Source organism: Methylomarinovum tepidoasis (genome assembly GCF_030294985.1).
Lineage (GTDB): Bacteria > Pseudomonadota > Gammaproteobacteria > Methylococcales > Methylothermaceae > Methylohalobius > Methylohalobius tepidoasis.
Genome location: NZ_AP024718.1, coordinates 922,310 through 940,000, shown reverse-complemented (window position 1 = coordinate 940,000; position 17,691 = coordinate 922,310). Strand labels below are relative to the sequence as shown.

At 62.1% G+C, this 17,691-nt stretch carries 20 protein-coding genes (1 of these 20 running past the window's edge); 12 read left to right on the top strand and 8 right to left on the bottom strand.

All coding sequences use genetic code 11. The annotated features are described in order from the left end of the window. The 3 genes in view from ubiH to MIN45_RS04790 are tightly spaced (each overlapping or abutting the next) and all read right to left on the bottom strand, a layout consistent with a single transcriptional unit that may run on beyond the window. Positions 1–206: the 5' end (the start) of a 2-octaprenyl-6-methoxyphenyl hydroxylase gene (gene ubiH, locus MIN45_RS04800; protein WP_286293714.1), read on the bottom strand. Its footprint begins 1,003 nt before the window's first position; 206 of the gene's 1,209 nt are visible here — the first part of the coding sequence; it begins with the start codon at positions 204–206; its stop codon lies off the left edge, out of view. Continuing rightward, positions 199–1,515, bottom strand: a complete 1,317-nt coding sequence (gene pepP / locus MIN45_RS04795) for a Xaa-Pro aminopeptidase (RefSeq protein WP_286293713.1) — start codon at positions 1,513–1,515, stop codon at positions 199–201. The genes ubiH and pepP overlap by 8 nt, the downstream gene beginning before the upstream one ends. After that, positions 1,505–2,041: a UPF0149 family protein gene (locus tag MIN45_RS04790; protein ID WP_286293712.1), complete on the bottom strand. Its 537-nt coding sequence runs from the start codon at positions 2,039–2,041 to the stop codon at positions 1,505–1,507. Before MIN45_RS04790 ends, pepP begins: the two co-directional genes overlap by 11 nt. A 68-nt stretch (positions 2,042–2,109) precedes the next feature. Here MIN45_RS04790 and MIN45_RS04785 point away from each other — a divergent pair, with 68 nt between their 5' ends. The 6 genes from MIN45_RS04785 (at position 2,110) to MIN45_RS04760 (ending at position 6,516) form a co-directional block, all read left to right on the top strand. Then, entirely contained in the window at positions 2,110–2,331 is a 222-nt protein-coding gene (locus tag MIN45_RS04785; protein WP_286293711.1) for a TIGR02449 family protein, read from the top strand. Continuing rightward, positions 2,328–2,636 carry a cell division protein ZapA gene (locus tag MIN45_RS04780; protein WP_286293710.1) on the top strand — a complete coding sequence of 103 codons (309 nt, stop codon included), beginning with the start codon at positions 2,328–2,330 and terminating at the stop codon, positions 2,634–2,636. The genes MIN45_RS04785 and MIN45_RS04780 overlap by 4 nt, the downstream gene beginning before the upstream one ends. Before the next feature lie 193 nt (positions 2,637–2,829). Beyond that, positions 2,830–3,423: a hypothetical protein gene (locus MIN45_RS04775; protein WP_286293709.1), complete on the top strand. Its 594-nt coding sequence runs from the start codon at positions 2,830–2,832 to the stop codon at positions 3,421–3,423. Positions 3,424–3,476: 53 nt separating this feature from the next. Next, positions 3,477–4,859 (top strand): GGDEF domain-containing protein, encoded by a 1,383-nt coding sequence (locus MIN45_RS04770; protein ID WP_286293708.1) that lies wholly within the window; start codon positions 3,477–3,479, stop codon positions 4,857–4,859. Between the two features lie 5 nt (positions 4,860–4,864). Next, positions 4,865–5,836: a tRNA 5-methoxyuridine(34)/uridine 5-oxyacetic acid(34) synthase CmoB gene (gene cmoB / locus MIN45_RS04765; protein WP_422732672.1), complete on the top strand. Its 972-nt coding sequence runs from the start codon at positions 4,865–4,867 to the stop codon at positions 5,834–5,836. Then, on the top strand, positions 5,833–6,516 hold the full coding sequence (locus MIN45_RS04760; RefSeq protein ID WP_286293706.1) for an alpha/beta hydrolase family protein: 684 nt from the start codon (positions 5,833–5,835) through the stop codon (positions 6,514–6,516). The genes cmoB and MIN45_RS04760 overlap by 4 nt, the downstream gene beginning before the upstream one ends. On the opposite strand, the gene MIN45_RS04755 is transcribed toward MIN45_RS04760, so the two are convergent. From MIN45_RS04755 to MIN45_RS04745, 3 genes are read right to left on the bottom strand one after another with little or no spacing between them, the layout of a single operon-like run. Beyond that, positions 6,494–6,910: a type II toxin-antitoxin system VapC family toxin gene (locus tag MIN45_RS04755; protein ID WP_286293705.1), complete on the bottom strand. Its 417-nt coding sequence runs from the start codon at positions 6,908–6,910 to the stop codon at positions 6,494–6,496. The genes MIN45_RS04760 and MIN45_RS04755 overlap by 23 nt on opposite strands. Next, positions 6,907–7,164: a type II toxin-antitoxin system Phd/YefM family antitoxin gene (locus MIN45_RS04750; protein WP_286293704.1), complete on the bottom strand. Its 258-nt coding sequence runs from the start codon at positions 7,162–7,164 to the stop codon at positions 6,907–6,909. Before MIN45_RS04750 ends, MIN45_RS04755 begins: the two co-directional genes overlap by 4 nt. A 28-nt stretch (positions 7,165–7,192) precedes the next feature. Then, positions 7,193–8,287 carry a hypothetical protein gene (locus MIN45_RS04745; protein WP_286293703.1) on the bottom strand — a complete coding sequence of 365 codons (1,095 nt, stop codon included), beginning with the start codon at positions 8,285–8,287 and terminating at the stop codon, positions 7,193–7,195. A gap of 63 nt (positions 8,288–8,350) precedes the next feature. Between MIN45_RS04745 and MIN45_RS04740 the strand changes: the two genes are divergently transcribed. The 6 genes from MIN45_RS04740 to MIN45_RS04715 are packed head-to-tail and all read left to right on the top strand — an operon-like array spanning position 8,351 to position 15,736. Continuing rightward, positions 8,351–8,890: a GspH/FimT family pseudopilin gene (locus tag MIN45_RS04740; RefSeq protein ID WP_286293702.1), complete on the top strand. Its 540-nt coding sequence runs from the start codon at positions 8,351–8,353 to the stop codon at positions 8,888–8,890. Then, a complete protein-coding gene (gene pilV, locus MIN45_RS04735; protein WP_286293701.1) occupies positions 8,887–9,429 on the top strand; it encodes a type IV pilus modification protein PilV in 543 nt (180 codons plus the stop codon). Before MIN45_RS04740 ends, pilV begins: the two co-directional genes overlap by 4 nt. Continuing rightward, positions 9,426–10,196 (top strand): PilW family protein, encoded by a 771-nt coding sequence (locus MIN45_RS04730; RefSeq protein ID WP_286293700.1) that lies wholly within the window; start codon positions 9,426–9,428, stop codon positions 10,194–10,196. The genes pilV and MIN45_RS04730 overlap by 4 nt, the downstream gene beginning before the upstream one ends. An 8-nt stretch (positions 10,197–10,204) precedes the next feature. Further along, a complete protein-coding gene (locus MIN45_RS04725; protein ID WP_286293699.1) occupies positions 10,205–10,744 on the top strand; it encodes a pilus assembly PilX family protein in 540 nt (179 codons plus the stop codon). Positions 10,745–10,748: 4 nt separating this feature from the next. Further along, positions 10,749–15,302 (top strand): PilC/PilY family type IV pilus protein, encoded by a 4,554-nt coding sequence (locus MIN45_RS04720; protein ID WP_286293698.1) that lies wholly within the window; start codon positions 10,749–10,751, stop codon positions 15,300–15,302. 2 nt (positions 15,303–15,304) lie between these two features. Then, the gene (locus tag MIN45_RS04715; RefSeq protein WP_286293697.1) at positions 15,305–15,736 is read left to right on the top strand and encodes a type IV pilin protein; all 432 of its coding nucleotides are present in this window, start codon (positions 15,305–15,307) and stop codon (positions 15,734–15,736) included. A gap of 13 nt (positions 15,737–15,749) precedes the next feature. On the opposite strand, the gene MIN45_RS04710 is transcribed toward MIN45_RS04715, so the two are convergent. Together MIN45_RS04710 and MIN45_RS04705 are read right to left on the bottom strand one after the other, a co-directional pair. Beyond that, positions 15,750–16,334 (bottom strand): Uma2 family endonuclease, encoded by a 585-nt coding sequence (locus MIN45_RS04710; RefSeq protein WP_286293695.1) that lies wholly within the window; start codon positions 16,332–16,334, stop codon positions 15,750–15,752. 29 nt (positions 16,335–16,363) lie between these two features. Beyond that, entirely contained in the window at positions 16,364–17,641 is a 1,278-nt protein-coding gene (locus MIN45_RS04705) for an MgtC/SapB family protein (RefSeq protein ID WP_286293694.1), read from the bottom strand. Positions 17,642–17,691 lie beyond the last annotated feature (50 nt).

Below are 17,691 nucleotides of genomic sequence, written 5' to 3'. Positions count from 1 at the left end.
CGAGGCCAAATGTTCAGTTCCTGGAAGATCTCCACCGATCCCAGCGCCAGCGCCAGGGCCCGATCCCCAGCGGGGGAATTCCATTTCGCCTCCGGGGTCTGGCTTTCCACCAGCGCCACCTTCAATCCCGTCGGCTGCAGCGCCAGGGCCAGGCTGGCGCCGGCCAGACCGCCACCGACGATGACGACGTCGTATTCCTCAGTCACGGGCCGCCTCCATCACCGCCTCGATGGCTTCCACCGTTTTCGGTACCGCCGCGGTCAGCACCTCGCAACCATCCTCCGTCACCAGCACGTCATCCTCGATGCGGATGCCGATGCCGCGCCAGCGTTTGTTGACCTGCTTGCAATCCCTGCTTATATATAGGCCCGGCTCTACGGTCAGCACCATGCCCGGCTGCAGTTCGCGCCATTCGTCCCCGACCTTATAGTGGCCGACGTCGTGCACGTCCATGCCGAGCCAGTGGCCGGTGCGGTGCATGTAGAAGTCCTTGTAGGCCTTCTTCTTGATCAGCCGCGAGGGGCGGCCTTCGAGCAGCCCCAGCTTCACCAGCCCTTTGGTGAGCACCTTCACCGCCGCCTCGTGGGGCTCGTTCCAATGGTTGCCGGGCCGGACCTTGTCGATCGCCGCCAGCTGGGCCTCGAGCACCAGTTCGTAGAGGGCCCGCTGAGGGGAACTGAAGCGGCCATTGACTGGGAAGGTCCGGGTGATGTCGGCGGCATAACAGTCGTATTCGGCACCGGCGTCGATGAGGAGCAGATCACCGTCGCGCAGCTGGGCGTCGTTGTCGGTGTAATGGAGGATACAGGCATTGTCGCCGCCGGCGACGATGCAGGGATAAGCCGGCGAGCGGGCGCCGCCGCGCATGAATTCGTGCACCAGCTCCGCTTCGATCTGATACTCGTACAACCCCGGCCGGCAGACCTGCATGGCCCGCACATGGGCCCGGGCCGAGATCTCCATCGCCCGTCGCAACGCCGCGATCTCTTCATCTCCTTTGACAAGGCGCATCTCGTGCAGGTCGCGGTCGGGATCGACGATCTCCTCTGGCGCCCGCACGCCCTTGCGCGCCTGGGCCTTGACCGCCTGGAGCCAGCCCGCCAGCTTGCGATCGAAACCGGCCTCCCGCCCCAGGGCATAATGCAGCCGGGTGCGGTTGGCCAACAGCTCGGGCATCACCTCGTCGAGCTGCTCGATGGCGAAGGACTGATCGGCGCCGTACTGCTTGCGCGCCCCCTTGAGGCCGGCATGGCGGCCCTCCCAAATGGCCTTGTGCGGATCGTATTCACGACAGAACAGCACGTACTGCCCCTTTTTGCGGCCGGGCAGAAACACCGCCACCGCATCAGGCTCAGGGAAGCCGGTCAGATAGTAGAAATCGCTGTCCTGGCGATAGGGGTAGTCCACGTCACGACTGCGGGGACGGGACAGGGCGGAGGCGAACACGGCGACCTCGTCGGCCCCCAGACGCGCCAGATAAGCGGCCCGGCGGCGGGCGAATACCTCAGGATTCATTCCCGGCCTCCCGCTCATACCTCAGCGCCCCTTCGGTAAAGATCAGCTGGGCGCCGACGCGCAGATACTCCACCAGCTCGGCGAAGGCCCGCTCGTCCTCCTCGCCTTCCGCATCCGGATTCAGCTGGGCGATGGCCTGAAAGTCGCGCAGGATCTCCTGGATCTGCGCCGGCCACGATTGCCGCCTACTGAGCCCCAAGCCGTAAAGAAAACCCTGACACCACTGCGCCAGCGCCTGCGCCCGGTCCGGCAGCGGGGTTTCGTCATCGGGCAGCAGGGGCTGGAAACGGAGACTGTCGTCTTCAAGCGCCTTGCGGGTGGCCACAAACAAGGGTCGAAGCCGCCCGGCCACACCGGCCTCGACAGCCGGTTCGTCGTCCAGAGCGGCAATGGCCCGGTCCGCCGGGGTGTTCACGTCGCCGCAGAGCAAGCCGCTCCAAAGGCCGTGAGCCTCGGCCGCGGAACACGGATGGCCGGCGGCCGCCAGGGCGGCGTCGAATTCGGTATAGGCATCGGCTTTGGTCATGTCTCCACTCAATCGTTGCGATGTCTTATGCTAGCATTAGTCTTTAATCGCTTGAAACCGGCCCGCCCGTGACATCGGTATCCGATCCGGAACAGGAATTGGCCCGTCTGGCCGCACAGCTCGACCAACTGGCCACACTGTGCCAGCAGCTGCGGGCGGAAAACCGCGCCCTGCGGGCCGAACGCGACCGGCTGCTGGCCGAGCGCGAGCAATTCGACCAACGCACCCGGGCGGCGCGGCAGCGGGTCGAAGCCATGCTGGAACGGCTGCAGGCCTTGAGCCGGACATGAGTGGCGAAGATCTGATCAGCGTCAAGATCCTCGGCCGGGAATATCGTCTCCGCTGCGCCGCGGACGAACGCGACGCCCTGCTTGCCGCCGCCGCCCGCCTCGACCGGGAGATGCGGCAGATCCAGAGCCACTCCCAACTCATCGGCAACGAACGGGTGCTGCTGATGGCCGCCCTCAACATCGCCCACGAGCTGGTGCAACTGCAGCGTGCAAACGACGATCTGCGCCGCCGGCTGACGCAGCAGGCCCAGAACTTGAACCGGATCGTCACCCGAATTCTGCAAGAACAAGAAGATACATCCTGACCCAGGGCAATCGCATGAATATACCTCATGAAATTGACTTGCAGATTATGAGGTTTTCTCCCTGAGCACCAGTGCCTACTATCGGACTCAGCTATTCGGATGAACGTAGCGTTCATGCGATTGCCCTGCCGGCATCGACAAAACCGCCTCCAGCCTTTACAGTGGCGGTAACCGACGACTGAGGTCCCTCCTTTTGAGTCCCCCCCTCGATCAACTGTACCAACGCCTCGACGCCCTGCAGCAGGAGATCCGCCGCGAGCTGCAGCAGGCCCAGCACCGTTTCGCCTACCGCCTGGAGCGTGGCAAGGTGATCTTCGACCGGGAGCGGCGCACCGCTCTCAAACCGGGGCTGGGGGAATTCGCCGCCTACCTGTTCGGGGCCGAGATTAAGCACGTGCTCACCGCGCCGGTGATCTATTCGTGCATCGTGCCGGCGGTGATCCTGGATGCCTGGGTCAGCACCTACCAGGCCATCTGTTTCCCGGTCTGGGGCATCCCCAGAGTGAAGCGGGCGGACTACATCGTCATCGACCGTCATTACCTTCCCTATCTCAACCCGCTGGAGAAGCTCAATTGCGTCTACTGCGGCTATTTCAACGGCCTGATCGCCTACGTTCAGGAAATCGCCGGCCGCACCGAGCAGTACTGGTGCCCCATCCGTCACGCCCACCATCCCCGCACCGTCCACAGCCGCTATCCTCTGTTCGTCGATTACGGCGATGCCGAAGGCTTCCGCGACAAACTCCGATACCTGCGCCGCCACTTCGATCCGGCGCCCTGGCGCTGATCCCCCGATGGCTGTGTTAAGCTTCACACCAAGGTCATCATGAAGCTGCCGTCATGCCGCCGAATCTCGTCCGCCATTTGAGCATCAAAGCGCTCGGCGGCACGATACTGGTTGAACTCAGCGCCCTGCTGCTGGTCCACGTCCTGGACGAGTATCATCTGACTCTGACCCAGGCCCGGGAGCGCAGCCGCCTGACCGCCCACTACGTCGCCCACGATCTGGAACGGCGTTTCTACGGTATCGAGCAGATGTTCCTGGGGATCGAGGATCTCCTGACCGTGCTCGGCGATTCCCCGCAGGCCCGAACGATCGTCGAAGCGGCGCTGAAGGACCGTCAGCGGCGCGAGACCGACTTCATGGATCTGCTGGTCGTGGATACCCAGGGCCGCATCCGCCACTGGACCGGCACCGGCACGCCCCCCTCGGTCACCGACCGCAGCTACGTCACCGCCCACCTGCAGGACCCCGCCAGCCAATGGTTCGTGGGCCCACCGCAATGGTCCAAAGTCCACCAGGGGCAGCGTTTCTTCGCCGTCAGCCGCGCCTTCCGGGAGCCGGACGGCCGCCTGCGCCACACCCTCGTTGCCATCCTGGATCTGCAGACCCTGCCCCGCGCCTATGCCGAACCCGCCCTCGACAACCTGCAGATCCAGCTGGAGAGCAGCACCGGGGAAGTCTATTTCACCGTGGGAGGGATTTCCCGGCCCCGCTGGGAACATCCCAGCGCCTGGTTCGGCATCGACGACACGCTCGGAACCACCACTGCCGTCCCCGGCACGCCCCTCTGCGTCCAGGCCCGTCTAGGCACCGACGCGGTCCTGAGACCGTGGCTGGCGAACACCGCCGTCAGCCTCTCCCTGTGGCTCCTCCTCAGCCTCGCCATGTTCACCGCCTTCCGCCATATCATCCGCCAACAGGACCGGCTCGACTTCCTCGCCACCACCGACGCCCTCAGCCGCCTGAACAACCGGGGCCATTTCATGGCCCTGGCCCGGAACCTGTTCACCCAGAGCCGCCGCTACGACCAGCCGCTCTCGACCCTGGTGCTCGACATCGACGACTTCAAGCAAGTCAACGACCGTTACGGCCACGCCCAGGGGGACCGGGCGATCCAGGCCGTCGCCCACCTGTTGCGCGAGCACTGCCGCGACAGCGATCTGGTCGGGCGGATGGGCGGTGAGGAATTCGTCATGCTGCTGCCCAACACCACCGTAACCGGCGCCCTGGCCACCGCCGACAAGTTACTGAAAGCGGTGGAAGAAACACCGCTGGGTGACGATGAGCCGTTTTCCATCACCGTCAGTATCGGCGTCAGCGGCCGGACGGCGGCAGATACCGATCTGGAGTCCCTCATCAATCGCGCCGACCAGGCCCTCTACCGGGCCAAACGGGCCGGCAAGAACCGCGTCGAACAACTGGCCGTCCCCCATCCGTGAACCCCTTGGAAAGTTATCAGCCGCTCCTGGACGTCCTGCCCGCCTCCCTGCGCCCCTGGGGACGAACGCTGTCCCGGCAGCTGGCCGACGCTCTGGCGCCGCAGCGGCACGGCGATCTGCGCCAGTGGCAGCGGCTGCTGGCGGAGCTGCCCCGCCCTGCGCCATCGTCGCTGGCACTCGCCGCCCCGACCGTGAGCATCGGCGCCCCGACGGACTGCGATGCCGAAACCCGCACGGCCCTGGAAGCCGCCCTGCGCCGGCTGCACCCCTGGCGCAAGGGACCGTTCGAGGTGTTCGGCATCCACATCGACGCCGAATGGCGTTCCGATTTCAAATGGGCCCGGCTGGAGCACGCCATTTCCCCGCTGGCAGGCCGCCTGGTCCTCGACGTCGGCGCCGGCAACGGCTACTACGCCCTGCGGATGCTGGGGGCGGGCGCGGCCCGGGTGATCGGCATCGACCCGACCCTGCGTTACGTGTTCCAGTTCCTGGCCCTCAAGCATCTTGCCGGCGATCTGGCGGCGGACATCCTTCCCCTGGCCCTGGAGGGCCTGCCGCCGAAGCTGCAGGCCTTCGACACCGTGTTCTCCATGGGGGTCCTCTACCACCGCCGCTCGCCCTTCGACCACCTGTTCGCCCTCAAGGACTGCCTGCGCCGCGGTGGCGAGCTGGTGCTGGAAACCCTGGTGATCGAAGGGAAAGAAGGCGAGGCGCTGGTGCCCCGGGACCGTTACGCCAGGATGCGCAACGTCTGGTTCATTCCCAGCGTGGCGACCCTGAAAGGCTGGCTGGCGCGGGCCGGCTTCGACCGTATCCGCTGCATCGACGTCAGCCGCACCACCCCGCAGGAACAACGCGCCACTGACTGGATGCGGTTCCAGTCCCTGGCCGACTTCCTCGATCCGAACGATCCCGGCCGTACCGTCGAGGGGTACCCCGCCCCGCGCCGGGCCATCCTGCTGGCGGAGAAACCATGAACTTGTTCGAACGCAAAATCCAAGTCACCGACGACAAGGCCGTCACCAGCGTGTGGGCGGTCCCGGACGGCTATGACCGCCACCGCGGCCTGATCCTGGCCCACGGCGCCGGGGCCGGCATGCACCATCCGTTTATCACCTTCGTCCACGAACAGATAGCGACGCGGGGGCTGCTGACGGTCAAATTCAACTTCCCCTACATGGAGGCGGGACGCAAGGCGCCGGACCGGGCGCCGCTGCTGCAGGCGACCTGGAAAGCGGTCATCGCAGCGCTGCGCCGGGACCGGGAACTGGCCCCGCGCCAACGCTTTCTGGCCGGCAAGAGCATGGGCGGGCGCATCGCCTCGCTGCTGGCGGCCGAAGGCGAGCCCTGCGACGGCCTCATCTTTCTCGGCTATCCTCTGCACCCGCCGGGCAAGCCGGAGAAGCTGCGCGCCGACCACCTGTCCCGCATCCCCTGCCCCATGCTGTTCATCCAGGGCGACCGCGACCGCCTCTGCGACCTCGCCCGCCTGCGCGACGTCCTGAAAACCCTGAAGGCACCGGCCACCCTCCACGTCATCAAAGGCGGCGATCACTCTTTCAAGGTGCCCAAACGCTCCGGCCGAACGGAAACGGAAGTCTGGGAGGAGATCGTCGAGGTCATGTCCGCCTGGATCACTGGGTTGACCACGGATTGACCACGATCAATTCCGGAATCTCGAAATCCCGCGCGTTGCGCGTTACCAGACGCAACTCATGGTGCAACGCCGTCGCCGCCAACAGGCTGTCGACAGCCGGCAGAGTCCGCCTGGACCCGGCCAAAAGCTGTCCCCAACGTTCCGCCACCCCGTGATCGACGCTCAACAACCGGTCCTCGAACCATGCGGGCAGCTCCATTTCCAACCACAATCGCAGTCGCTCCTTTTTCGGGCCGTCCGCCAGCTTTTCCACGCCTTTGCGAATCTCCCCCACGCTGAGCACGCTCAAATGCAGCGCCACGTCGGGCACCTGTTCCAGCCAGCCGATCACCTGGGGCGCTGGATTGGGTTTGACGACTTCGCACACGACATTGGTGTCGAGCAGATAACTCACAGATCGATGTCCCGTGGCGGCGTTTTGTCACGTTCGATTGTCAGATCAACCTCTCGCAGTGGCGACTGGCGCAGGAATTCGACCAGCGACGGCTTGCGCTTCAACAACCGCTCGTAATCCTCATGGGAAAGCACCACGACCGCCCCTTCGCCGCGGACGGTGATTTCCTGGGGCCCCTCCTTGCGGGCCCGCTGAACCAAGGCGCTCAATTTGGCCTTGGCGGTTTGCAGCTGCCATCGGTTTCGGATTTTCATAGGGTACATTCAAACTAGTCTGACTAGTCTAGTCTAGGTCAAGTGGCTCAGACTGTCCACAATGCCGGGCCCACCAGTCCGCCACCACCATGCACTCCAATCCGAAGGGCAGATAACCGGCATAGCCCAGCGCCGGCATCTCGAAGATCCTGAACCGGCCCACCCAGGGCACGTGATAGACCCATTTGGGCCAGCTCCAGTAGTTCCACATCTCCCAGAAGAAACCGCAGACCAGTGCGGCCAGCATCGGCACGGCAACGATCTCCCAGCGCCCTTCGCGCAGGGGATGGAAATAGCTCCGCTCGCCCAGCAACACCTGGAGGGAGACGAACAGCACCAGCGGCGCCAGCCACAACGCCGCGAACGATCCCTGCGGCCACACCCCGATGCCGACCAGGGTCAGACCGGCAAGACCAAGCCCCGCCCAGGCCCAGCGGCGGGGACGATACAGCCGCAGGGGCGGCAGCCCACAGGCAGGGCCGAAGAAAGCCCCGAGCAGCACCGTGGTGCTGACCACCGCCGGCAGCACGGTGGAGAACGGCAGGGTAGCGTGCCAGAAATACGCCCAGGCGCCCAGATTCTCCACTCCCAGGTACCGCCAGTTGCCGACGAAACCGTTGAGATATTCGAAGTACCACCAGAACAGGGCGCTCAGCGGAAACAAACCCAGCAAGAAGCGGGGACGATGGGTCAACAGGCACCAGCCGCGCCAGCACAGACACAGGGCGTTGACCACGGCGATGTAACCCAGCCACAGCGGCGTGAAGGTCCAGTCCCGCAGCGACCCCAGCCAGTCCGGCCGGGTCCAGGCCAGCCACCAGGCGACCGCCAGCCAGGCCAGCGCCGCCCAGCCCCAGCCCGGGAACGGTCGAATCCTTCGCGAAGGAGGGAGGCAGTACCGCAATAACCCTACCAGCATCCCGTAAAGACCGGCCTCCAGTACCGTCAGGAGCAGGAAAACAGGCCAGGAAAACGATGTTTCGGGCGGTGCCGGCGGCCGCGGCGGGAAACGGAGATAGTCCGACGGAGTCCCGCCGCCCCACCACACCCCGGCCAGAGGCAGCCCCGCCAACAGCAGCGTCAGGAGCACCAAATGAATCAACGGATTCGTGAGACGACTCACATTCAACTTCCGCGTGGATGAACTATGCTTCATATTACCCTGAACCGGATCGGCGGATGTTTCATGTTTTCCAGAGCCACAGGCTTCACCCTCATCGAACTGATGGTCACCGTGGCCATGGCTGCTATCGTGCTGACGGTGGGGGTGCCGAGCTTTCAGGCGCTGGTCAAGAACAACCGCCTGACCACCGCCGCCAACGAACTGGTCGGCGCCCTCAACCTGGCCCGCAGCGAGGCGATCAAGCGGGGGGTGCGGGTGACCGTCTGCAAAAGCGCTGACGGGGCAAGCTGCGCCACCAGCGGCAACTGGGAGCAAGGCTGGATCGTTTTCACCGATGAGGATAACGATGCGGCCTATGACAGCGCCAGCGAAACCTTGCTGCGGGTGCAGGAGGCTATTGAAGGGCAGCTCACCATGACCGGCAACACCAATGTCGCCGACTACATTTCCTATGTGGCCAGCGGCCGGAGCCAGCTCACTGGCGGCGGCTTCCAGGCCGGGACGATCACGATCTGCGACGACCGCAGCGGCAACGTGGGAAAAGACCTGGTTCTGTCCTCTACCGGCAAGATCCGTCTCGATACCGGAGTCAGCTGTCCATGAAACAGGAAACCGGTTTCACGCTTCTCGAAATCCTCGTCGCCGTCCTGGTGCTGGCCATCGGCCTGCTGGGTTTGGCCAAGCTACAAACCTTCGGCCTCCACAACAGCCACAGCGCCAACCTGCGTACCCAGGCCACCCTGCTGGCCTACGACATCACCGACCGGATGCGCGCCAACCGGGCGGCCTATCTCGACGCCACCGGCAATTACATCGATCCTCCTGCAGGCACCACCACCAAGCAGTGTGAATGGAACGGCACGGCCGTGGAAAACTGTACGCCTACGGAGATGGCTCAGTTCGACCTTGCTACCTGGCGCAATACGTTGGCCTCCAACCTACCCAGTGGCGTTGGAACGGTATGTCTGGATGCCACGCCAAACGATGGTGGCGACACCGACGGTGACGGCATTGTTGGAGCCACCGAATACGCTTGTGATGGTGCCGGCGCTGTCTATGCCGTCAAAATCTGGTGGGTGGACGAGTTCGACAGCGCCGGCGATCCAGTCATCAAACATTTCATGACCACCTTCCAACCATGAACGGTTCTCTCAAACAAGACGGCGTTTCCCTGGTCGAGATCATGGTGGCTCTGGTCGCCGGCCTGATTCTCACTGCCGGGGGGATTCAGATCTATGCCGCCAACAAGCAAACCTACCGCGTCGCCGATGCTTCGGCCAGAATCCAGGAAAACGCTCGCTTCGCCATGGAAATTTTAGGCCGTCAGTTACGTATGGCCGGATATCGCCAAGACGTGACACAAAGCACCACAGAAGCTTTTCCTGTACTTGATGGCGGGACGCTGAATGCTGCATTTTCCACCGCCGGTCAAATAATCAGCGGCACGGACGGTGCCATAGACAACATTACGATCCGATATCTTGGCAACGATGACGGCACGATCCAGACCTGCGCCGGCAGCACGGCATCTTCCGGCCAAATCATCAACCAGCGCTTCTTCATCAGCGATACGGTTCTGAAATGTGGATCTGAGATCTTTCAGCAGGATGGCGCTCAGGTCGTGGGCTACAATGCTCAACCTTTACTGCAGGGGGTTGAGAACATCCAAATCACTTACGGTATCGATAATAACGGCGACGGTACCGCCGACCGTTACGACCGAAGCACGAGGGTTGCGGATTGGAATCAGGTCGTCAGCGTCCGCATCAGCCTGCTGCTGCAATCCGAGGACAATATTACCACCGCCCCCCAACCCTACACCTTCAAAGGCGCCACCGTGACGCCGGCGGACCGCCGCCTGCGGCGGGTGTTCACCACCACCGTCGGCCTGCGCAACCGCCTGCCATGAGGAACGGGATGAAAACCTGCAAAAACTTTCAGACCGGCGCCGCCCTGATCGTCAGCCTGATGATGCTACTGGTGATGACCGTGCTCGGAGTCGCCGCCATGCAGACCAATCTGCTGGAAGAAAAGATGGCCGGCAACTTTCGGGATCACGATTTGGCTTTTCAGGCTGCCGAAATGGCACTGCGGAATGGTGAGGGTTGGTTGTCGACGTTGACGGTGGAACCGGCTTTCGCAGCCGAGGACGATTTCATAGACAAAGTATGGAAGACGGCAGAGTTGGAAGACCTGTTTACCGTGTCCCCCTGGTGGGAGGAAAACACGACGAATCCCTTTGCCTATGGTCAGGCTGTCCCCGGGCTCGGGGTCGTTCAATCCGATCCCGTTCGGGTCATTGAACGCGTCGCCTTCCTGAAAGACGGCTCCAGTCTGACCATCGGCCTGCCGCAGGACAGTTCGGGACGAGTCCTGTATCGGATTACCAGCCAGGGGACCGGTGGCACAGCTACGGCAAAAATCGTTCTGCAAAGCATTTACGCCAAGAGGTTCTGATCCGATGAAACGCTGGTCATCAACAGTTCTGCACTTTTGGTTTGCGGCGGGTTTCTCGCTAGCCACGTTCTATTCGGCAACCGTACCCGCGGCCGATCTCGACATTGCCCAGAAACCGTTGTTCCTGGCGAACCAGGTCGAGCCGATCGTGATGGTCATGCTGGACAACTCCGGCAGCATGAAGGATCCCATGTACGAGGGAAGCGGGTTGACTCTCGCCAATTTCGATCCGGCAAAAAGCTATTACGGCATCTTCGACAGCAGCAAAAATTACCAATACGATCCATCCATACCGGTCGACACTTCGGCTTACGGTGTCCCCATTTCTGCCAACGTGTCAGGGGCTTTCGTGGAATCCTCCTGCACCCCCTCCGCATCGGACACGACCTGTTGGAGTGGCAATTTCCTGAACTGGCTCACCACCAGACGGATAGACGCTTCCAGAATGGTCCTCGTCGGCGGTAAGGTCGAAAATCGCGCTGGTTTCGACTATCTCGGCAACGGCTCTCTGCAATACAAGATCTTGGGAAACAACGAGCGTTCCGATCGCACCATCACCGGCAGTTACGCAAACAGCAGCCAGTATTCCCCTATTCCAGACGGTGCCACGATCACCCTGGATTCCCCCGCCGATTCCGGAGCGATAAGGTCTTCCTATGATCCTTACGCGAAAATTCTGGTTCGGGGAGGACTGAGCGGTTTTCTGTACGACAGCAGCAACTCGGTCATCGGAGAATACGGCGAGGCTATGGTCAAAACCACCGTCGATGCTGCCAAGAACATTAAATCTTCCAGCTGGACCCACGTCACTTTCCAGCATAGTTACAGTACCACGCCGGTGGTGGTTGCCGGGGCGCCATCCTATAATGGCGGTGATCCGGGAACGGTACGGATCAAAAACGTCGATGCCACCGGTTTCGACATCGTGTTCCAGGAATGGCCTTACAAGGACGGCAACCACACCACCGAGACCATACCTTATCTGGTTGTCGAGCCGGGAAGTCATACTCTGGCCGGCGGGCTCAAAATCGTCGCCGACACGAAAAACACCAACAAAACTTATTACACCCGCTGCGGTGGAGGATCGGCAGGCAGTTTCGCCAGCGTCACCTTTCCATCCACTTTCTCTGCCACACCAGTAATCATCGCCACCGTGATCACTTACAACGAAACGGATACCATCGCCGTCCGCGTCAAGGACGTCACGGCTTCAGGTTTCCAGCTCGCTCTGGAAGAACAGGAAGATGGCGATTCCCATGCGACAGAGACAGTCGCCTACGTAGCCATCCAGCAAGGGCAGTTCAACGATGCCAGCCGTCCAATCCATCTGGATGCTGGTCGTGTATACAACGTCTCCAGCGCCAACAAAACCTTTTCCTTCAACATCGGCGCTGGCTTTTCTGGTACCCCAGCCCTGCTGGCTACCTTGAATTCCGTCAATGGTCCGGACACCGCGGTATTGCGCACCAAATCCGTAAATTCCACCGGGGCGACCCTTTTCGTCGAAGAGGAGCAATCCTGCGAGTCCGAAAGGAACCATACAAACGAAACCGTGGGCTATCTGGCGCTTTCCGGAACCAGTTCGGCCTACAACATCGCTGTGGTCGTCCCCACCCTGAAAGAAGGCATCCTCCAGCAGGTCAAGGACAAGGTCAGACTTGGGGTTTCGTTCTACCGCTACGATCCCAACCGCAGCGACATCTACAACGGCAACAAGATTCAGGGCGGAACTTTGAAGTTCAAGATCCCCAAGAATCCATTCGTTAAAAAGCCCACCGACCCGGCCCTGCCAGCCGACCAACAGGGCTACCGGGAACTGAGCGGTTATATCGGCACTCCCATAGAGCAAATCGTAGACGCCATCGAGCACTATCCCCTGGTCTGGGGCACCACACCGATTGCAGAAAACCTCTGGGAAGTCATCCAATACTTCGAGCAGGACGCCCCCTATTATCCGGCTGTGGTCTCCGGATTCGAAGATTTCGACCTGGCGGACACTTCCCATCCTGAACGGGATCCCTATTACCATCCGGTTCACGGAAAGATCATGGAGTGCACCAGCGCCAACGTCCTGATCTTCACGGACGGTTTTCCCTACAAGGATGCGGATATTCCTGCCGCACTGGTGGATTACGACGGCGATGGCAAGACAGCATCCAACTGTACGAGCAGTTCCAACAAAGACAAGGACTGTGCCAGTATGGATCTGGACGCCTGGGGGCACAACAACCTGGACGACGTGGCTTATTGGGCCTATTGCAACACATCCCAGGGATCCTGCATCGACGCCGCCACGGGCAAGGCCGGGAACCCTTCAAGGGATCTTCGTTCCGACATCAGCGGCGATCAATACCTTCGGATCGACACCGTCGGATTCGCCGGCGGTACCATCCGTCCCATCCTGCAGGACACGGCGGACAATGCCGGAGGGACCGCCTATGCCGCCGAGGACGGCCTAGCCTTGGCCCAGGCCCTGCAAAGCGTGTTCAGCAAGGTCGTGGGCGGTTCCGCCGCCGCCGTGGCTGTCAACTCCACCAGCCTGCAAAGCAACAGCAAACTGTACTTGGCCCGCTTTGACAGCAGTGACTGGTCCGGGAATCTGCTGGCGTTCAAGATCGAGGCGGATGGTTCCCTGGCTTATACCACCGATGCCAACGGCCTGATGATCCCAGACGCCAACGGCTGGCAAGCCTCGATTCCCTCGACTCGGGTAATCGTCTCCTATAATGGAATCTCAGGCACCCCTTTCCGGTGGAGCAATCTCAGTATCGACCAAAAGAACCTGCTGGATCCGAGCAATGCCAGCAATTCCACCAGTCCGGTCCTGGATTACCTGCGCGGGGACCAGAGCCAGGAGAGCAAGAATGGCGGCACTTTCCGCAATCGCAGCGGTCTGTTGGGAGACATCGTCCACTCGGCCCCGGTCTACGTGGGACCACCTTCCTTCCCTTATCCCGATGACATGGAGGGCACGGCCTATCCGTATTCCAGTTTCAGGACGAGCCACGCGAGCCGCAATCCCATGATCTACGTCGGCGCCAACGACGGCATGCTGCACGCCTTCGACGCCGCCACGGGAGAGGAAAAGTTCGCCTACGTTCCCAAGGTGGTGTACAACCGTCTCCAAGCGCTCACCGATCCGAATTATGTTCACCAATACACGGTGGACGCTCCCCCCACGGTGGTCGATGCCTTCTATGGAAGCGCCTGGCACACCGTTCTGGTTGCCGGATTGCGGGGTGGGGGACAGGGCATTTACGCCCTCGATGTCACGGATCCCGCGGCATGGGATACCGAAAGCAACGGCGCTACCCACGTGCTCTGGGAATTCACCGATAATAACGATACTGATTTGGGCTACACCTTCAGCCGTCCCAACGTCGTCCGCCTGTACAATGGCGACTGGGCCGCTGTTTTCGGCAACGGATATGATAATACTGAGGCGGACAGCCATGCCTCCACCAGCGGCAATGCCGTGCTCTACGTGGTCCGGTTGTCGGATGGCGCCCTGATCAGAAAGATCGACACCGGAGTCGGGACGAGCGATTCGGCCAGCGGCGGCAAACCCAACGGTCTGGCCACGGTCGCTCCCGTAGATGTCGACGGCGATGCTGTCGCCGATTACGTCTACGGCGGCGATCTCTACGGCAATCTTTGGAAGTTCGATCTGACCGATTCTGATCCTGGCCAATGGGATGTCGCCTACAAGAGCGGGAGTCAGGCCCAGCCATTGTTTACCGCCTGCAGTACAGCTCCCTGCACGGACTCCAACCGCCAGCCGATCACCGCAAGACCCCGGGTGGCCAGACATCCCAGTGGCAGTGGCTACCTGGTGTTTTTTGGTACCGGAAAGTATTTTGAAAACGGCGACAATTCTTCGCTCGCCCAATTGACCCAGAGTCTCTATGCCATCTGGGATAAGGATGAAAGCAGTTTGACCAGTTTCGACCGCAATGACCTGCAACCGAGGAAAATCCTGGCTGAGGTCAGCGATTTCGGCTTAAATCTTCGCCTGACTAGCGGGATCAACGATGATGCTGCTGATGGCGGTGGGGAGATCGACTGGAACACCCAACTGGGCTGGTACCTCGATCTGATCAATACCCAGGGCGGCAACACCGACAACCAAGGAGAACGGGTCGTCACCGAGCCGATCCTGCGCGGCAACCGGGTGATTTTCACCACATTGGTGCCTTCGGAGGATCCCTGTAGCGCCGGAGGCAGCGGGTGGATCATGGAACTGGATGCGGTGCAGGGTACGCGCCTACCCTCTTCGCCCTTTGACCTCAATGGCAACGGCGGCTTTGGCAACGATGATCTTGTTCAGGCGATATGGGATGTCAACGGGGATGGTACTGTGGATGCCGATGATGCTGTTCCTGTATCTGGAATTCAATCCACAGTGGGGATTCCTTCCTCTCCTGGGATTGTCTCAATGGACGACAACAAAGAAAAGAAATATATCAGTGGTTCTTCGGGCAATGTTCAACCATTGACGGAGAAGGCAGGTTCTGCAAAAACTGGCCGTCTGTCCTGGCGACAAATCATTACGGAGTGACCATGAAAACCAAAGGCTTCACCCTCATCGAACTGATGATCGCCGTCGCGATTGCCGCCATCCTGGCGGCGATCGCCTACCCCAGCTATCTTGAGCAGGTGCGCAAGAGCCGAAGATCCGACGCGATCGCAGCGCTGCTGAAAACCGCCCAGGTGTTGGAGCGCTGTTACACCGAGTACAACGCCTACAACGACACCAGTTGCCCGGCGGTGGACGACAGTGACAATACCAAGCTCGCCACTGCCTACACCGGCACTGACGAGGGCTATTACACCCTCTCTGCCACTACCCTTACCGCCACCGCTTTCACCCTGCAGGCCGCCCCCCAGAACGACCAGGCCAACGACAAATGCGGCAAGCTCACTTTCGACCACATTGGTCAGAAGGGCATTCAGGATGCCGCCAGTGGTGTCACGGTCGCTGACTGTTGGTGATCCATTCAGGGTTTCAATCGCCCGAAAACGCCGCAAACGATTCCCAGTCGATTTCCACCCCCTCGACCGCTGCGACCTGCTGCCGGCCCTGCAGCTCGCGCACCTCGGGAACGCCATAGCGCCCGTCTTCCAGGCGGTAGATGGTCACGATCCGGTCCACCGGATGCACCAGCCAGTATTCCCGCACCCCGGCGCGTTCGTAAACGACGCGTTTTAGGATGTGATCGTGGCCGGCGGTGGCCGGTGACAGCACCTCCACGATCCAGTCCGGCGCCCCGCGGCAGCCGCGCGCGTCCAGCTTGCCGGGATCGCAGACCACCGACAGATCCGGCTGCACCACGGTGTCGATCTCGTCGTCGGCCTCGTTCCCCTTCGGCAGACGCACGTCGAAGGGGGCGATGAACGCCCGGCAGGGATGGCCCACCAGGGCGTTGGCCACCTGGCGGAACAGCTCGCCGAGCACTTCCTGATGAATCCGGGAAGGCGCCGGGGCCATGGCGTAGGCCACGCCGTCGATCAGCTCGTAGCGGACATCGTCCCGCCAGCGGCGGTATTCCCCGTAGGTATGGCGGACATTGTCGCGTTTGGGCAAGCTCATGGCGCATCTCCTCAAAAAATGGCCTGCGGTCAATTGTAAGCCCATTCCTGCCACAGCAATATCCCGATGCCGACGGCGATCTGCCCCAGGAACACGCCGCCGACGGCCGTTCCGAGCCGCCAGCCGCCGATGACCGCCGCCATGCCGCCTTTCACCAGGGTGTTGACCACCGCCGCCAGCAGGATCCCCCGCACCGCCACCGCCAGCAGCGCCGGATCCTCCGCCAGCCGTGTCAGCGACAGGGTGATGGCGTCCACGTCGGTCAACCCCGACAGCGCCGCTGTCAGATAGACCCCGGCCGCACCGATCCACTGGCGCAGCACCTGGGTCAACCACAGGATGAAGGCGAGAAAGAGGCCGAATCCCAAGGCGGTGTCCAGCTCGAAGGGATTGTGCAGCCCGATCTGGGCACCGGAGACCCCTGCCTGCCCTGCCCGCCGGTGCACCAATTGCCAGGATGCCAGATAACCGGCCACGGCCATGGCCAGCAGCGGCGCGGCCAGAAGCTGCGTCAACGGGGGCCGCAGCAGCAGGGTGATGACCAGGATGCGCACGAACATGGTGGTGGAGGCGATGACGATGCCGCCCGCCAGCAAGCGCTCGCTTCCCGGCTGCAGGCGGGCCAGTCGCGACAGGTTCAAGGTCACGGCGGTGGAGGAAACCAGCCCGCCCAGCAGGCCGGTCAGCAGGACGCCCCGGCCGGGACCGGCGATCTTGATGGCGAAATAGCCCAGAAAGGAGATCGCCGAGATCAGCACCACCATCCACCAGATCTCGTAGGGGTTGAGGGCGTTCCAGGGATCGAAGGTCCGGTTCGGCAGAATCGGCAGCAGCACCACCGAGATCAGCAGCAGCTTGAGGACCGCCTGCAGCTCCTCCGGCGACAGCCGCCGGATCCAGGCATGCAGCACCGGCTTGGTGCCGAGAACGATGGTGGCGATGACCGCAGCGGCGGCGGCCAGTTTGATGTGCGGCGTCATCGTCAGCGCCCCCAGGACGAAAGCGATGAAGACCGCCACCTCGGTGGTGATCCCATATTCCCCGGTCTTCTGGGCCTCCACGTGGGTGACCGCGGCGATCAGCACCCCCAGACCGGCAAAAGCCAGGGTGATCACCCACAGGCTGGACTCGTGCGCCAGCAGCATCGTCAGGGCGCCGAGCAGGGCGATGAGACCGAAGGTGCGGATGCCGGCGATGCGCCGCCCCGGCTCCAGTTCGCGCTTGGACCAGCCCCGCTCCAGGCCGATGAGAAACCCCAGCGCCAGGGCGATCAGCAGATTGCGGAACAGGATCAGATAGTCTTCCATGGCGTCTCCCGGAAAATGCCCGAACCTCAGCATAGCGTTTGCCCGACCGG

What these genes read in the sequence shown, in the direction of transcription:
- pilV (WP_286293701.1), top strand. Translation starts at nt 8,887, where the DNA reads ATGAAACAGGAAACCGGTTTCACGCTTCTCGAAATCCTCGTCGCCGTC.
- MIN45_RS04720 (WP_286293698.1), top strand. Translation starts at nt 10,749, where the DNA reads ATGAAACGCTGGTCATCAACAGTTCTGCACTTTTGGTTTGCGGCGGGT.
- MIN45_RS04730 (WP_286293700.1), top strand. Translation starts at nt 9,426, where the DNA reads ATGAACGGTTCTCTCAAACAAGACGGCGTTTCCCTGGTCGAGATCATG.
- MIN45_RS04770 (WP_286293708.1), top strand. Translation starts at nt 3,477, where the DNA reads ATGCCGCCGAATCTCGTCCGCCATTTGAGCATCAAAGCGCTCGGCGGC.
- MIN45_RS04705 (WP_286293694.1), bottom strand. Translation starts at nt 17,641, where the DNA reads ATGGAAGACTATCTGATCCTGTTCCGCAATCTGCTGATCGCCCTGGCG.
- MIN45_RS04725 (WP_286293699.1), top strand. Translation starts at nt 10,205, where the DNA reads ATGAAAACCTGCAAAAACTTTCAGACCGGCGCCGCCCTGATCGTCAGC.
- MIN45_RS04790 (WP_286293712.1), bottom strand. Translation starts at nt 2,041, where the DNA reads ATGACCAAAGCCGATGCCTATACCGAATTCGACGCCGCCCTGGCGGCC.
- MIN45_RS04780 (WP_286293710.1), top strand. Translation starts at nt 2,328, where the DNA reads ATGAGTGGCGAAGATCTGATCAGCGTCAAGATCCTCGGCCGGGAATAT.
- MIN45_RS04760 (WP_286293706.1), top strand. Translation starts at nt 5,833, where the DNA reads ATGAACTTGTTCGAACGCAAAATCCAAGTCACCGACGACAAGGCCGTC.
- MIN45_RS04715 (WP_286293697.1), top strand. Translation starts at nt 15,305, where the DNA reads ATGAAAACCAAAGGCTTCACCCTCATCGAACTGATGATCGCCGTCGCG.
- MIN45_RS04710 (WP_286293695.1), bottom strand. Translation starts at nt 16,334, where the DNA reads ATGAGCTTGCCCAAACGCGACAATGTCCGCCATACCTACGGGGAATAC.
- MIN45_RS04740 (WP_286293702.1), top strand. Translation starts at nt 8,351, where the DNA reads ATGTTTTCCAGAGCCACAGGCTTCACCCTCATCGAACTGATGGTCACC.
- pepP (WP_286293713.1), bottom strand. Translation starts at nt 1,515, where the DNA reads ATGAATCCTGAGGTATTCGCCCGCCGCCGGGCCGCTTATCTGGCGCGT.
- MIN45_RS04750 (WP_286293704.1), bottom strand. Translation starts at nt 7,164, where the DNA reads ATGAAAATCCGAAACCGATGGCAGCTGCAAACCGCCAAGGCCAAATTG.